We start from the raw sequence: 15,021 nt of genomic DNA on the forward strand, positions 1-15,021 counted from the left end.
TATAGAGTTCCCCGTGGGGAACTCTATACGGAAGAGACGATTCATGATCGCCTGTCCATGCGCAACCTGATGGATGAATTGCGAGGAGGCGGCGAAATTTTAGGTGGACCTTCATCCTTCAACCGGAAAAACAGCCAGGCCTTTGCCGATTCACTCGATCGTTTTTTAAGGAAGCACACCCCATAGGGGCCTGTCCGGCTCAGGGCAAATCTGCTGCGAAAATAAGCCATCAATAAGGAGATGTTAATATGAAGATACTTGCGCGCAACCTTTCGAGAAAGACAACGGAAGAGGAGTTGAAGGCGCTCTTTGAGCCCTATGGCGAGGTGTCGAGCCACAACCTGGTCTATGATAACGAAAGGGGTACGTCCAAAGGCTTTGGCTTTGTTGAGATGCCCAATTCACGTGAAGCCCTGACCGCCATAAAGAAGCTGAACAACCAGAATGTGGGAGGATGCAGGATAAGAGTAAAAATGGCCAAACAGAAGGGGAGTAAGGCGCCACATGACGACTGACGGTTTTGGTGACGAAGAGCGGCTAACAGCTGACCGGGCCGCCATGTTGAAGCTGGCGGCGGCCAGGATGCCTTTTGGGAAACATTCCGGCATGCGCCTTGTCGACCTTCCCGAGCCCTATGTAATCTGGCCGGCGCAAAAAGGTTTCCCTCAAGGTGAGTTGGGAAAGATGCTTCGCATCGTCTATGAGGTTAAGGTAAACGGTCTTGAATACCTTTTCAAAAAGATTTGACTTGCCCTGGCCTCTGGATCCTGTCGATTCCGGTTTTTAGCGAAGGAGCCAGATATTAACTATTCCACCGATATGTGTGAAGCACCAGAGAAGGGCTGTCACCCTGCCGAGAGGCTTGTGATTGCCGTTTAAAAAGGCGTTCTTCGGGCTTCGAAGGCGGGCATAAAGGAGCGCTGACGCGCCAAAGAGCGGAAAAAGGCCGACCGTGCCGTGGAGAGCAAACCAGGGGATAAGTTTGCCGGGAATGTGGGGAGGGGTATAGCCGGGCAGGAAATAGCGGAGAAGATAGCTCATGATAAAGAGCCAGGCGCCTGCAGTAAGAAATATCATCAAGGTCTTGTGGGCCGCCGCCTTTCCCCTTGCCGCCTTTCTCCATGCGACGATGAGGAGCAGAAGGGAGAGCATGCCCCATGCGGCAGAGAACTGTAAAAAGAATTTTCCGTAGGCCATAGTGTTAAGAACAATACCCCAATGAAGAAGCTTGGGTCAAGAAAGGAATCCCTAATGGCTGATAGCGTCTTCAAAAAAAATGAAGTAATATAACATACAGGAGGAGGTCATTTATGAAACGCTATTGCTGGATGTTAATAGTCATTGTTGTTTTTTTCCTCGCCGCTTGTTCAAAAAGCGCTGACCAGGAAAAAAAAGGGGCCATTCAGGAGATGACGGATGAGACCGCCGGAAGGGCTGTAGAAAAAATCCGCACGCCTATCGAACAGGCAGAGGCCGTCAAGAAGCAGGAAGAAGAACGGGCCGGGAAAATTGAAGAAGAACTCAATGAGGAATAAGAGAGAGTTGACAAATTAATCAAATAAAATTACCCATCCATATAACTTTTTTGATATTATCATATGTTAAGAGATCAGGGAAAAAGGAAGTCATAAAGTATTCTAGAAAATCTTAATTTACAGGAGGGAGTTATGACGGACGAAAACGGAGTGGATGAACAGGCTGAACCCCGGATCGCTGAACCCCGGATCGATGCGGCACAGGTTGAAGTGGCGCTTCAGTCGCTCATGGATGAGGAAAATTTCGCTATGGCAGCCGTCGCCGGCCTTATCGGTGCTATTGTCAGCGCCGTTATATGGGCCGGTATTACGGTAGCAACGGGGTACCAGATCGGCATCGTAGCTATTGCCGTCGGTTTTATCGTTGCCACAGTGGTTCGTATTTCGGGCAAGGGCCTTACGCCGAAATTCAGCATACTCGGGGCCGTTCTGGCGCTTGTCGGATGTGTGCTGGGAAACTTCTTTACCCTCGTTTATTTTGGCGCTCAAGAATCGGGCATTACCATCATGGAGCTTCTTCCCTTAATCAATGTGGCGCAGATTCCCGCCTTAATGATCGATACCTTTTCCGGTATGGACCTCGTTTTTTACGGCATTGCCGTATATGAAGGATACCAGCTCTCCTTGAGGAAAATTACCGGTGAGGATATGGCTTAAGGACAAAGGAAATCTAAAGTCAGTCATTAAAAAACTATAAGGATATTTATAATGCCTATTGACGGTGAAAACCCCGCAAACAGCGATGCAGATGAAGTGACGTCAAAAGCCGGCAAAGAAAAGCCGGCTTTAAGTGCCGTAGATCCGAGAGTCCTCGCTGCCATGGGCCTGGAAGTGACTAAAAACAACGTATTGACGCCACCGCGTCGTGTCACGAGTGAAAAAGCCAAACATTCGGCGCTTTATGCATTTATTGTGCTCATTGTCGGGCTGGCGCTTAAATTCAAGTGGGTCCTTGCCTTTGCGCTGACAAAGGCAAAGGCCCTCCTGCTGGCGCTCAACGTTCTCAAGTTCGGGGCAGCCCTTAAAACGGGCCTGTCCATGATCGTTTGTATCTGGGCCTATGCACTCAACTGGGGTTGGGCTTTTGCCGCAGGGTTCGTTCTGCTCATTTTTGTTCATGAAATGGGCCATGCCATTGCACTCAGGTACTTCGGCATTAAGTCGGGAGTGCCCGTCTTTATTCCTTTTGTCGGCGCCTTCATTACGATGAAGGAACTTCCCCATAATGTAAGGATAGAAGCCTGGACCGGAATCGCCGGGCCTTTACTTGGCACTGCCGGGGCCATTCTCTGCTGGGGAATGGCCCTCTATACGGGCAGTATGTTCTGGTATGCCCTGGCCTATACGGGTTTCTTCATCAACATTTTCAACCTCATCCCCCTAAGCCCGCTCGACGGCGGCAGGACGGTTGCAGCCATATCCCCCAGAATATGGATCTTCGGTTTCATCGGCATCCTCTTGCTTTTTTTACAATCTTTCAATCCCATTCTTTTTTTCATCCTTCTTATCTCCGGCGGCAAGGTCCTGGCCCAATGGAGAAAGAAGGAGAAGAGGGATGAGGAATATTACAAGGTGAACCTCTCTACAAAGGTACTCATCTCGGTCCTCTATTTCGGTCTCATCGGATTTCTGGCAGGCGGCATGTCGCTCACACATTTTACGGTGTAGAAATTTTCCCGTGCTTCCCTGATTCAGTGTCTCAGCGGTAGATAAATGCAGTGACAGGTCTTTATCAATTTGGGATTTAATATTTTGGATTGCCGATTGGAAAGGACAGTTGGATTATGATTTTCTTCGTGAGCCTTCGTGCTATTCGTGGATAACTCGTTAAGGTTTTTCCCGTGCTTCAGTGGTTAAAATAACCCCTTACTTGTTGCAGGTTGAAAATCATGACAATCCACCGGAAAAGGGATTATTTTGTATGTTCTTAAGTTGTTGTTATACTTTTATGCAAACATAAAGGAGGCGGGCAATGAAAAATGAGAAGGGATTTACGCTCATCGAACTGATGTATGTCGTTGCCATCATCGGCGTTCTGGCGGCCATCGCCATTCCCCAGTTCGCCAGATACCGGCAAAAGGCTTTGAATGCGGAGGGCTACGTGCTGGGCGGTGAGATCAGGAAGGAAATTATGGATTTTTACAGCCATACGGGAAGGTTCCCTAAAAACAACAGCGAGGCAGGCCTGCCCCATCCCATGCATATCAAAGGAAAACAGGTTGAAAGCATCACCGTTCGTGATGGTTCATTTGACGTTAAATTTTATGAAAAGGCGGGTACAAAATATATCATCCTCACAGCCCGCCCCGCCATGGTGAAGGAAGACCCAACGGCATCCCTTTATTGGGTCTGGGGTGACAAGAAAGCTCCCAAAGGCATGGAAGTGCTCGGTGAAAACCGGACAAAGGAAAGGGAAAGCACTTAGCGATTTAATTGACAGCCTGCAATAAAGGAGGCCTCCATGAGGGAAAAGAGAATCCATCCGGCCATTGCCATGCTCGGCGCCGACATTATAATGGCATTGATCATCATACTGATAGGTATGATCGTTTGTGTTTCAAAATTATCTGAAATTTATAAAATGATTATTGTTTCGGCAGGGCCTATAGAAGCCTCCAGTGATTTAAGAACGGATATTTCAACCTATTATGCATTGAACGGAGAATGGCCCGACGATAAAAAAGCCATTTTGGAACTTTTACCCTATAACAAGACCTATTATCAGGAAATGGAATCACCCGAAATGGAATACCGTCGACACAAGCATGTCCTGGCAAAGGGAGCTATCCATGTGACGATTAAAAAGCTGGAGAAAAATAACAGGGTTACCCTTCGCCCCGCCGTGCCCACTGCAGACCCGCTGGGACCGGTCATATGGATTACCGGCAAAGGGGAAGCGAGGGAAGGCTGGACCGTTATAGGTGAAGATCAGAGCACCATCGATGAGCGGTATATTAACAAAGCGCTAAAATAGGAAGTGGGAGGCAATGATGTTTAGGATCAAAGCAGATCATATGAATATGTTCTACCGCCAGATGGCTGCCATGACCGCATCGGGAATGACTGTTGCAGAAGCCGTCTCGACCATTGCGGAAGAAGGCGATAGCTCCAGGATGGGAAAGCTTATATCCCTTATGAATTGGGAGATTTCTGAAGGAAAGCCGGCAGGAGAGGTTTTGATTCAACACCTGGATTACCTGACAAACATCCCCCCTGAACTGTTTAAGGAAGATAAGGAAAAGATTGCACCACTTTTTGACCGATTTGCCGAGTATGGCGAGCGAAAGAGTAAAATAAGGAATTACGCCAAAACGGTAATGATATACCCGGCATTTATATTGACTGTAGCGGCCTTCGTCGCTTCCGGTTTACTCCTTTTTGTTATTCCTATTTTTGAAAAAATGTTTATCGATATGGGGGGAACGCTTCCCTATCCAACACTGGTGATTATCAATTTAAGCCATTTTCTTCTGCAATATTTTGTTGTCCTGTTGGTGCTGCTTGCTATGACCATACTTTTCTTCAATAAAAAGAAAGCTTTCTTCTACAGGATTGCAGACAAAGTACCCTTTCTGGGGAAAATGAATCGTAAAATTGCCGTTGCACAATTTCTGAGCAATCTCCATCTCCTTTTTGGCTTTCATTTGTCTGCCCAACAAACTTGCAGGGCCGCCGCCGGGAATGTAAACAATGATTATATTGCTAAAAAGCTGAAAGAGGCAGGTGAAAAGGTTTCCGACTATTCAGACTTGTTGCTTCAGTTGGAAAGGAGCGGCTTTTTCCCGGGGCTTATCATAAAGACGCTAAAAGTGGGCAACAGAGCCAAAGCCCTGGAAGCAGCCCTCAACCGTTCTGCCTCCTTTTGTGAGGCCGATGCTGAAAAAGCATCAGATAGATTCACGGCAGCCATGATTCCACTCACCATAATCGTTGTCGGTACGGCGCTGGGGTTTTTTATTATCGCCATGTATCTGCCCATTTTTTCCATGGCCGGAAGCATATAATAAAGGAGGGTGAATGATGAAAATCAATGAAGGAGGTTTTACACTGATAGAACTGCTCATCGTCGTTGCAATCATGGGTATACTGGCTACAATGGCCCTTCCATCATACCAGGACCGGGTCATAAGGTCACAGGTAGCCGAGGCCATGACGCTGGCCGAAGTGGCCCAGAAGGAAGTGGAGGACTATTATAAGGCGAAAAAGAGGCTCCCCGAAAATAATGCCCGGGCAGGGCTTCCCAAACCTGAAAAATTCAAGGCTAACTTTGTAACACGTCTTGAAGTTGTTGACGGGGCGGTGACCATTACGCTGGGAAACAGGATAAACAGGAACGTGGCGGGAAAGACGCTTACCATAAGGCCCGCCATTGTAAAAGATGCACCCATCATCCCCGTCGCCTGGGTTTGCGGTTATGCCACAACACCTGACGGGATGACGGCAGCCGGTAAAAACGACAGCAATCTTTCGCTCCGGCATGTGCCTGTCAAATGCCGCTATTGAGGCGAAGAAATGTTGCCGCTTGCGGGCTTTACCCAATTCGGATCAGCCATTTGCTGCGCCTCATTATTCTCCCTCACTGCGGCGTAAAAAAACAGCCCTACCTGCTTTCTATTTACTTTCACTCCTGTCTCATTACTTTTGTTTTTTCTCCCATACTGTTAATATAAAAAGAAGGAACTTATTTATCAAGGAGCCCTTATCCAATGAGTAAAATCTCTTTATTTTTTCCCTGGCGAAAGGAATTTGAAGTGAATATCAGGGAAATAGACAACCAGCACAAGGAGTTAGTCAAGATAATCAACTCGCTTCAGGAAGCAATTAATCTTGGCGAGGGCAAGGAGCGGCTCGCTCAGGTGCTTGAGAACCTGCTTGCCTATACGGACTTTCACTTTGCGGCAGAAGAAAAACTTTTGAAAAAACATGGATATCCTCATTACGAAGAGCATAAAAGAAAGCATATTGCCATGCGGGAAAAGGTGATTTCACTTATCCAGGATTACAATAGAGGCAGAATAGCCATGACCTTTTCCGTACTGAAATTTCTCCAGGACTGGCTGAGCAAGCACATTATGGGAACAGACAAGCTGTACGGCGAGTATCTGAATAAAAAGGGCGTCAGCTAACAGGAAGACCGCTTTAATCTCTCCTTACCTCTACTCACTGATGTAAAGAAGAATTTCTTTTCTCAACTATCTTGACATTAGAAATACTTCAATATAACATCAGGAGTTTATGGGTCCGCTTTGTATTGTTTTATAAAAAGGAGGTATGATGATTCAGATAGAGTGGAGGGATAGCTATAGTGTCCGGATTAAGGAGATTGATGAAGACCATAGAATCCTGATAAGACTCTTTAACGATCTGGCCAATGCCATGCGGCAGGGCAAAGGGAAGGAGAGACTCGATCAAATTCTGATGCAGCTCATCGGTTACACAAAGCTCCACTTTTCCAGGGAAGAAAAGATCATGATGGCTTATAAATATGGAGACTATCAAGCCCACAAGCAGATTCATGACCAGTTAACGGAAAAAGTCCTGCAACTTTACGATCAGCAAAAAGAGGAGGGCTTTTATCTCTCTGTTGAAGTCCTTTTTTTCCTTAAGAACTGGCTTGAGGAACATATTCTGGAAAAAGATATGCTGCTTGGGGCTTATTTGAATAAAGCAGGCTATGGGAATCAAATAATTGAGAGTGATGAAAAGCAGCTTTAAACCCATGCAACTGCCATGGGGCGTAAAAGGGCAGCCGGCCTGACAGTTAACGTACAGACAAAATCAGTGTCAGATAATAACCGACACTTCCCGCCGCTGCGAAGAGATATTCCATTATATGGGAGTGGCGGGCCTTCCTTTCAAATGTTCACTTAAAATTCCAGCAAAGAAACTTGACTTCTAATGGATAGAGGTTTTCATTACTCTCTCCGGCCTTTCAGCTAAAATGGACTTACATGTCATTTAATGATAAGATGTGAAATGTAAGCTTTTGGGTTGAAATATCATAAAGGTGATAGATGAAGTCTAAAGACGATAATGATAAACAAGTGAAATCGAAGGTGGGCATTGTCGGCTGCGGCCGGGGCTGCACGGCCATTCTCGACTTGCTTTATGAGAATCCGGCTATACAGGTTGAGTGGATTGCCGATAATAATCCCTATGCTACGGGTATGAAGAAAGCAAAGGCCCTTAAGATACCTGTTGTGGAAGATTTTCATGCCGCCATAGGGGATCATCTCGACCTGGTCATCAATGTAACGGGTTCACAGGAAGTCGGTAATCAATTAAAGAAGGTGATAGGTCCTGACACGGAGCTAATGGGAGGCGCTTCGGCTCTCTTTGTATGGCAGATGGCCCTTGAAAGACAACTGCGCCTTGCAGACCGGGACAGGGTGCTAAGAGAACATGAAACCCTTTATCATCTGGGCCTGCTTATAGAAAATATCGACAGTCTCTATGATGCGGGGCTTGCTCTTATTGATTATACTTTAAAAATGCTGCGCATGCCTGCGGCATCGCTTGCCATTTACGATGAAAAAGAGAATAAAATGAGACTTCTTGCCTGTAAAGGTTTCAGCCGGGCATTTCAGAATGCCGATTCCTGGGAAATACGGGAAGAAGGAATAACAAACAGGATATTCCAGCAAAATTCTACTTTATATGTAAAAAACCTGGAAAAATTTAACAGTCCCAGTCCTCTCCTCCTGAATGAAGGGGTAAAAACCGTCATTGCGGCGCCTCTTGCCGTTGAAGGTAAAGTATTCGGCATATTCTATGTGAATGATTTCAAGGTTCGGGAAATTTCACCGGAAGATATGTCCATATTTTCTCTTTTGTCTGTTTACGCCTCCTTGACCATTGACCGGGTAAGGGCCCTGGAAGCAATACGGCAATCAAGTATCGTAGACGGATTGACAGGCTTATATAATCATAGACATTTAATGAGTGTCCTTGAAATGGAGATAAAAAGGGCCTATCGCTATAAATCGAGCTTTACCGTATTTATGCTGGATATCGATTATTTCAAGAAGTACAATGATGCTTTCGGACACCTTGAAGGCAACAAGGTACTCAAGGATTTGGCAGCTATTTTTAATAACGTTGCCAGAGATACGGATACTGTAGGTCGCTTCGGAGGTGAAGAATTTTGTATTATTACACCCGAGCTTGACAAGAAGAATGCCAGGTTATTTGGCGAGCGACTTTTAAAAGCCGTCAGGGACTATGAATTCCCCAACAAGAAAGTAACAATCAGTGGTGGTTGCGCCACTTTTCCTGAAGACGGGAAAATCATTCCCCATATTTTAAAGTTAGCCGACGAGCGCCTTTATTTGGCAAAAAATGCCGGAAGAGACAGAATTTACTGTAATAGCGAGGATTAATTTAACTATTGGGCTTCCTTAATTTCCCTCTCCCTTAAAACCGCCTCAACTTATTTGCCGCCTTTACTCTTTTTTTAAATGCCGCCGGTTAAAACCTTTCTTTTCTCCAGGGCCTCTTCAAATATAAAAATCCGCTCCCCATTGAGAATCTTTTCATTATTTTTGATAATCTAAACAATTAAGGGAAGCCCAAAAAAATCATGAAGGGTATGTAAAGGTTCAATAATGCCGCCTTTGCTGTTAGGAATGTTACCTTGAGATCCGCTATGGGCTGTAATTTTTGCCTTGATTTTTTGATTCTCCCCCGCAATAATCAGCGCTTCCCTAAGGAGGAAAAAATGATTACCGTCAGAAAATCAGAAGCCAGGGGGCTTACGGATATCGGCTGGTTAAGAAGCTACCACAGCTTTTCCTTTGACACTTATTATGATCCTCTTTTCATGCATTTCAGGAAACTCAGGGTTATCAATGAAGATACCGTTATGCCGGGACTCGGTTTTTCCGCTCATCCCCATAGCGATATGGAAATCATCTCCTACGTGATAAAAGGAGAGTTGCAGCATAGAGACAGTATGGGTAACGGCTCCATAATACGGCCCGGTGAAATACAGATAATGACGGCAGGGACGGGACTGACCCATAGTGAATTCAACCCTGATAACAGGGAGGCCGTTCATTTTCTCCAAATCTGGATATTGCCGGAAGAAAAAGGATTGCCGCCGGGCTATGAGCAGAAAAATTATCTGTCCATGCTGAAAGAGAATGACCTTACCCTCATCGCCTCCCGTGAGGGTCGTGATGAATCGGTTGTAATCCATCAGGACGTAGATCTTTATACAAGTCGCTTAAGTGAGAAAAAAAGTATTCATATAGCCATCAGGGAAGGGCGCTTTCTATGGATTCAGCTTATTAAAGGCGAGCTGGCAGTGGCCGGAGAAAAGCTTTTTGCAGGGGATGCCTGCTCCCTGAGAGACCGGAAAAAGGTGAAAGTCAGGGCAATGAAAGATTGTGAGTTCCTTCTTTTTGATCTTCCCTAGTTTTACATAAAGGCAAAGGCCTGGTTAAGGCCTTTTGTTACTCTATCCCGCCAGGACGAAAGCGCGCTATTCCTATGCGCATTTTCCTCCCCCTGAGAGAAAACTTCAAAGCCCCTTTGCCGGGATTTGAGCCACTTCCTTTAAAATACCCTTCGAAGCGGTGGGGCTCATTAGCAAATAAAGGGAAGAGAGGCCGAAGTCAGTCATTCTTGTTGACATCATCAGCTCACAGGGTTATACTGTCTGCCATTGACAAGCGGTTCCAGGAATAAGACGATTTAAATAGCGTAAGGCTCCGGAATGATTCCGGGGCTTTTTTTGTGTGAAGCATCAGAAAGAAGGAAAATATGGAATTTAAGGATTTTAATTTTAATGAAAAAGTAGCGGCAGGCATCCTGTCTGCCGGTTATGTTACAGCAACACCTATCCAGGCAAAAGCAATCCCCCCTGTTTTGAAGGGGAAAGATGTAATGGGTCTTGCCCAGACAGGGACGGGAAAGACGGCAGCATTTGCCTTGCCTATACTGGACAGACTTATGAAAGGGGAAAGGGATAAGGTTCGCGCCCTTGTTATTGCGCCGACAAGAGAGCTTGCAGAGCAGATCCACCAGTCTATTCAGGTCCTCGGGAAAGAGACAGGCCTTAAAAGTATTACCCTTTATGGCGGTGTAAATATAAAACCGCAGATTCAGAAACTGAAAAAGGGAGTGCACATTGTCGTTGCCTGCCCCGGCAGACTGCTCGATCACATGGGCCAGGGGAGTATCGACCTTTCCCGGCTGGAGGTTCTTGTTCTCGACGAGGCCGATCAAATGTTCGATATGGGCTTTTTTCCCGACATCAGGCGTATTATGAAAAAGATACCGAAAGAGAGACAGACGCTCCTCTTTTCAGCTACCATGCCGAAAGAGATCAGGGGCCTTGCAAATGAAGCGCTCATTCACCCTGAAACGATAGAAGTGGACAACAGTTCGGCGGCAGTGACTGTAAGCCACGCCCTCTATCCCGTTGCTCAGCACCTGAAAACACCTTTACTTCTCGAACTGCTGCGCCATACCGATACAGAGTCTGTTCTTGTCTTTACCCGAACCAAACACCGTGCAAAAAGGCTGGGAGAGAAGCTCACAGGTGCAGGTTACCGTGCAACGTCGTTGCAGGGTAACCTTTCCCAGAACAGGCGTCAGGCCGCGCTTGACGGGTTCAGGGATGGCAGTTTCCAGATTCTCGTAGCGACAGACATTGCTGCCCGTGGAATAGATGTTTCACAGGTTTCACACGTTATCAACTATGATATGCCTGATACGCCAGAAGCCTACATTCACCGAATCGGCAGAACAGGCAGGGCTGCAAGGAGTGGAGACGCTTTTACGCTAATCAGCGGTGAAGACAAGGCAATGGCAGGCAATATTGAAAACGTGCTCGGCTCCCCCCTTGAGAGAAGAACCATTGAAGGTTTTGACTATAGCGCCAAAGCGCCGAAGAGAAATAATGAATTCGCCCGGTCGCCGCGACATCAGCCAAAGAGAAGAAGGCCGAAAGGTGGAAACAGGCCCCCTGCGGCAGGCAGCGGGAAGTCTTCTTTCAGCGCTCCGCGCCGGTCCGGCTGATGCCCGGACGCCTCAAATAACTAAAAAAGCCCATTACCCCTTGCTGCCGGTTCGGGCTTTTTTTTTTGCAATGCCTTTTGAAGACTTTCCAACAATACGATGAGCGCCTCCCCTTAAAAAAAGAGACCGCCGGGGATGATAGTAGAAGAAATCACTAGTAATGCGGTGGCGGCGTCTCTTCCGAGGGGTCCCTTATTATAGAGGCAGCCCCTGTTTTTATCCGGTCTTTCAGACGCTCAAGCTCACTTCCCAGCTTATCTATTTCTTTCTGCTGACCATATAGGACGTCATTTAAATCCTCAATTGTCGATTCCTGCCGCATAAAGCGCATTTCAAGGTCTCTTATGCGTTCTTCCAATGATTGATCCTGCATTGATTTGCTGCCCTTTCTCTATTACGAAAAATATATACTCATTGCGGAGGCAACCTGACTATCCTCGCAATTTGTCATTTCGACTGAAAGGAGAAGTCTTTCTTCTCAATGAAAGTGATTTCTCACATCGCTTCGAAATGACGATTATAAAATCGCCAGACTAGATCAAACTCTTCGAAACAATTTCATAAACGTCATTTGAAAGGCCCTTTACGCCTTTAATCGCTTCCAATTCCCTTTTCATCAGTGCCTGCCTCTTTTCATCGTAGCGCTTCCATCGACTGAGGGCTCCCGCCATGCGGGCTGCAACCTGGGGATTGAGTTTATCGAGAGCCTGTACCTGATGGGCAAGAAATGTGTATCCTTCACCGCTTATGTCGTGAAAAGCAGCCATATTGCCCTGGCAGAAGGCTCCTGTGAGCGATCTGACGCGGTTGGGATTTTTTATATTAAAAGCCTGGTGCTTCATCAGTTCCTTTACCCTTGATAAGGTATGGGGAAGGGTGGACCTTGCCTGAAGAGAGAACCACTTGTCAATAACAAGAGGATCCTTTTCCCACTTTTCATAAAAATGTTTAAAGGCCTCTTCCCTTTCAGGGCCTTCATAATGGCTAAGAGTGGACAGGGCTGCCATAACGTCCGTCATATTATTGCCCTTGCTGAACTGATCCATACAGTATGAAAGGGTCCCGGCCTCAGCAAGGGTCATAAGATAGGCAAGGGCCATATTTTTGAGACGCCGCCTGCCCACGGAAAGGGAATCGATAGCGTATGCTCCGTCAAGTCTGTTTGACCTGTAAACCTGAAGGAACTCATCATTACATTTCCGGGCCAGCGTTTTTTTAACAAATTCCCTGATGGTCCTGATGGCCTCCGGATCAATGACATTCATCTGTTCCGCCACATAGGTCTCCGTCGGCAGTATGAGGGCCTCGGCAAGAAGGGCCTTGTCCCTTTTATTATCGGTAAGGATTGCTCTGAATGCTTCTGTGTAACTGTCATCCAGTGTGAGTGCTTCATCCTTTTTGTATTTATCGATGAGGCCGAGCATGATCCTTGAAGAGAGTTGCTGGCCGGCCTCCCACCGGTTGAAGGGATCGCTGTCCCCGGCCATGAGAAAGGCCAGTTCTTCATTACTGTAGTTGAATTTAACCTTCAGGGGAGCGGAAAAATTCCTCAATAGGGAGGGAACGGGTTTTTTATTAATACCTGTAAAGCAAAAGGTTTCATTTTTTGCCCTCATATTTAATACGCTCCCAATCCCGCCCGATTCTTCTTTCCCGGCCCGCCGGAGAGGAATATCATTCCCCATTTCATCAAGAAGGCCTATTGCAAGGGGGATGTGGAAGGGCTCCTTTACTTTCTGCCCCGGTGTTGCAGGGCATTGCTGGGTGATGGTTATACTGTAAGTGCGGTTTATTTCATCAAAATGATCTTCAATCTCGATTTGAGGTGTTCCCGCCTGACTATACCAGAGGCGAAACTGTTTAAGATCGAAACGGTTGGCATCCTCCATGGCTGACACAAAATCATCGCAGGTTACGGCCTGCCCGTCATGGCGTTTAAAATAAAGATCCATTCCCTTTCTAAAGCCTTTTTTGCCAAGGAGGGTATGCATCATTCGGATGACCTCCGCCCCTTTGTTATAAACGGTGACCGTATAAAAGTTGTTAATTTCCACATAAGAGTCGGGACGAACAGGGTGCGCCATGGGACCTCCGTCTTCCGGGAACTGGGCATTTCTTAGAATTCTCACGTCCTGTATCCGCTTGACGGCACGGGAAGTCATGTCTGAAGAGAACTCCTGGTCCCTGAATACGGTAAGCCCCTCCTTAAGGCTGAGCTGAAACCAGTCACGGCAGGTAACTCTGTTGCCTGTCCAGTTATGAAAGTATTCATGGCCGATGACTTCTTCTATAGCGTTGTAGTCATCATCAGTGGCCGTATCGGGACTTGCCAGCACATATTTGGAGTTAAATATGTTGAGCCCCTTGTTTTCCATGGCGCCCATGTTGAAATCATCGACGGCAAGGATCATGTAGATGTCAAGGTCGTATTCAAGGCCGTAAACCTCTTCGTCCCATTTCATTGACTTTTTAAGAGAGGCCATGGCATGGCTGCATTTGTCTTTGTTGCGCTCTTCAACATAGATTTCAAGCTTTACCTCTCTGCCGGACAGCGTGGTAAAGGTGTCTTCAATCTTGACCAGCTTGCCTGCGACAAGGGCAAAGAGGTAAGAAGGCTTTTTGAAGGGGTCTTCCCATTTTGCATAGTGGCGGCCTCCTTCAAGGCAGCCGCTATCAATGAGGTTGCCGTTGGAAAGCAGTACGGGGTACCTGGACTTATCGGCCCGGATAGTCGTTGTAAAGAGGGCCATTACGTCCGGCTGGTCGGGGTAATAGGTGATTTTTCTAAAACCTTCCGCTTCACACTGGGTACAAAAGTTACCGCTCGACTTGTAGAGCCCTTCAAGAGAACTGTTTTCCTGCGGCTTTATTTCTGTAACTGTCTCGACGGTAAAGTTTTCCCTGACGAAAGGGAGAGTAAGTTGTTCTCCGTCGATTTTATAATCCTTTGCCTCAAGAAATTTCCCGTCAAGTTTAATCGATTTAAGCACAAGTTCACGTCCCGCGAGGACCAGGGGCGCATTGGCTATACCATGCGCTTTATTTTTCTTCATAGCAAGAGTGGATGTTACCGTCGTTACTTCTTCACTAAGGTCAAAGGTAATATCGATGCTTTCCACCAGATAGGCGGGGGCTTGATAATCTTTACGCAAGATGGTTTCATGGGTCTTCTTTTTGCTCATAATTTATCCTGTTTTTAAATTAGCATATCTTTTGACGGCACGTTGATTTTCTCTCCCTGACCAGTGAGGGCCGGCATGGGTATGGTTTTAATTAATCGTTGAAGTCCCCGTCCTTTGTGCGGGGTCAGAGTTAAAAGGCTATGCCATAATAATGTTACTTTTCTTTTGCTGGATTTATGCCCCTTGAGGGTACAAAGAAAAGTAACAAAAGAAAGGCCGCCCAGCCCGGATAAACCGGATAAGTGCCTTAACGAAATAACTTCCTGAAAAAAGAAGCAAAA

The 15,021-nt window shown here is 46.5% G+C and carries 18 protein-coding genes and 2 pseudogenes; 16 read left to right on the forward strand and 4 right to left on the reverse strand.

The features are described from left to right. From OEV42_19505 to OEV42_19515, 3 genes are all read left to right on the forward strand, one after another. A partial coding sequence (locus OEV42_19505; GenBank protein ID MDH3976457.1) for a DUF188 domain-containing protein occupies positions 1-186 on the forward strand: 186 nt, incomplete at its 5' end. Positions 187-248: 62 nt separating this feature from the next. After that, complete coding sequence (locus OEV42_19510; GenBank protein ID MDH3976458.1) at positions 249-515, forward strand: RNA-binding protein; 267 nt, start codon at positions 249-251, stop codon at positions 513-515. Further along, positions 505-747 carry a DUF3820 family protein gene (locus tag OEV42_19515; protein ID MDH3976459.1) on the forward strand — a complete coding sequence of 81 codons (243 nt, stop codon included), beginning with the start codon at positions 505-507 and terminating at the stop codon, positions 745-747. The genes OEV42_19510 and OEV42_19515 overlap by 11 nt, the downstream gene beginning before the upstream one ends. 36 nt (positions 748-783) lie before the next feature. Here the strand turns inward: OEV42_19515 and OEV42_19520 are convergent, their stop codons facing one another. Next, positions 784-1,197, reverse strand: coding sequence for a DUF420 domain-containing protein (locus OEV42_19520; protein ID MDH3976460.1), 414 nt, complete (start codon positions 1,195-1,197; stop codon positions 784-786). A 113-nt stretch (positions 1,198-1,310) separates the two neighbouring features. On the opposite strand from OEV42_19520, the gene OEV42_19525 reads away from it, so the two are divergent. From OEV42_19525 to OEV42_19585, 13 genes and pseudogenes are all read left to right on the forward strand, one after another. Then, a complete protein-coding gene (locus OEV42_19525; protein ID MDH3976461.1) occupies positions 1,311-1,535 on the forward strand; it encodes a hypothetical protein in 225 nt (74 codons plus the stop codon). Between the two features lie 132 nt (positions 1,536-1,667). Continuing rightward, entirely contained in the window at positions 1,668-2,192 is a 525-nt protein-coding gene (locus OEV42_19530) for a hypothetical protein (GenBank protein MDH3976462.1), read from the forward strand. Positions 2,193-2,243: 51 nt separating this feature from the next. After that, positions 2,244-3,203, forward strand: coding sequence for a site-2 protease family protein (locus OEV42_19535; protein ID MDH3976463.1), 960 nt, complete (start codon positions 2,244-2,246; stop codon positions 3,201-3,203). A gap of 304 nt (positions 3,204-3,507) precedes the next feature. Continuing rightward, a pseudogene (locus OEV42_19540) lies at positions 3,508-3,618 on the forward strand (prepilin-type N-terminal cleavage/methylation domain-containing protein). 378 nt (positions 3,619-3,996) lie between these two features. After that, positions 3,997-4,509 (forward strand): hypothetical protein, encoded by a 513-nt coding sequence (locus OEV42_19545; protein MDH3976464.1) that lies wholly within the window; start codon positions 3,997-3,999, stop codon positions 4,507-4,509. Positions 4,510-4,522: 13 nt separating this feature from the next. Next, positions 4,523-5,539, forward strand: coding sequence for a type II secretion system F family protein (locus OEV42_19550; protein MDH3976465.1), 1,017 nt, complete (start codon positions 4,523-4,525; stop codon positions 5,537-5,539). A gap of 16 nt (positions 5,540-5,555) precedes the next feature. Further along, positions 5,556-5,651: pseudogene (locus OEV42_19555) on the forward strand (prepilin-type N-terminal cleavage/methylation domain-containing protein). After that, positions 5,631-6,038 (forward strand): pilin, encoded by a 408-nt coding sequence (locus OEV42_19560; protein ID MDH3976466.1) that lies wholly within the window; start codon positions 5,631-5,633, stop codon positions 6,036-6,038. Before OEV42_19555 ends, OEV42_19560 begins: the two are co-directional and overlap by 21 nt. Positions 6,039-6,241: 203 nt before the next feature. Further along, the gene (locus OEV42_19565) at positions 6,242-6,661 is read left to right on the forward strand and encodes a bacteriohemerythrin (protein ID MDH3976467.1); all 420 of its coding nucleotides are present in this window, start codon (positions 6,242-6,244) and stop codon (positions 6,659-6,661) included. Positions 6,662-6,806: 145 nt separating this feature from the next. Beyond that, a complete protein-coding gene (locus OEV42_19570) occupies positions 6,807-7,250 on the forward strand; it encodes a bacteriohemerythrin (GenBank protein MDH3976468.1) in 444 nt (147 codons plus the stop codon). A gap of 299 nt (positions 7,251-7,549) precedes the next feature. Further along, a complete protein-coding gene (locus OEV42_19575) occupies positions 7,550-8,914 on the forward strand; it encodes a sensor domain-containing diguanylate cyclase (protein ID MDH3976469.1) in 1,365 nt (454 codons plus the stop codon). Between the two features lie 338 nt (positions 8,915-9,252). Further along, complete coding sequence (locus OEV42_19580) at positions 9,253-9,951, forward strand: pirin family protein (GenBank protein MDH3976470.1); 699 nt, start codon at positions 9,253-9,255, stop codon at positions 9,949-9,951. A 347-nt stretch (positions 9,952-10,298) separates the two neighbouring features. Continuing rightward, positions 10,299-11,558 (forward strand): DEAD/DEAH box helicase, encoded by a 1,260-nt coding sequence (locus OEV42_19585; protein MDH3976471.1) that lies wholly within the window; start codon positions 10,299-10,301, stop codon positions 11,556-11,558. A 154-nt stretch (positions 11,559-11,712) separates the two neighbouring features. Here the strand turns inward: OEV42_19585 and OEV42_19590 are convergent, their stop codons facing one another. The 3 genes from OEV42_19590 to OEV42_19600 all read right to left on the reverse strand — a co-directional run. After that, positions 11,713-11,916 (reverse strand): SlyX family protein, encoded by a 204-nt coding sequence (locus OEV42_19590; GenBank protein MDH3976472.1) that lies wholly within the window; start codon positions 11,914-11,916, stop codon positions 11,713-11,715. Between the two features lie 175 nt (positions 11,917-12,091). Next, on the reverse strand, positions 12,092-14,740 hold the full coding sequence (gene pepN / locus OEV42_19595) for an aminopeptidase N (protein ID MDH3976473.1): 2,649 nt from the start codon (positions 14,738-14,740) through the stop codon (positions 12,092-12,094). 14 nt (positions 14,741-14,754) lie between these two features. Next, a partial coding sequence (locus OEV42_19600) for a hypothetical protein (GenBank protein ID MDH3976474.1) occupies positions 14,755-15,021 on the reverse strand: 267 nt, incomplete at its 5' end.

Source organism: Deltaproteobacteria bacterium (assembly GCA_029860075.1).
In the GTDB taxonomy this organism is placed as follows: Bacteria; Desulfobacterota; JADFVX01; order JADFVX01; family JADFVX01; genus JAOUBX01.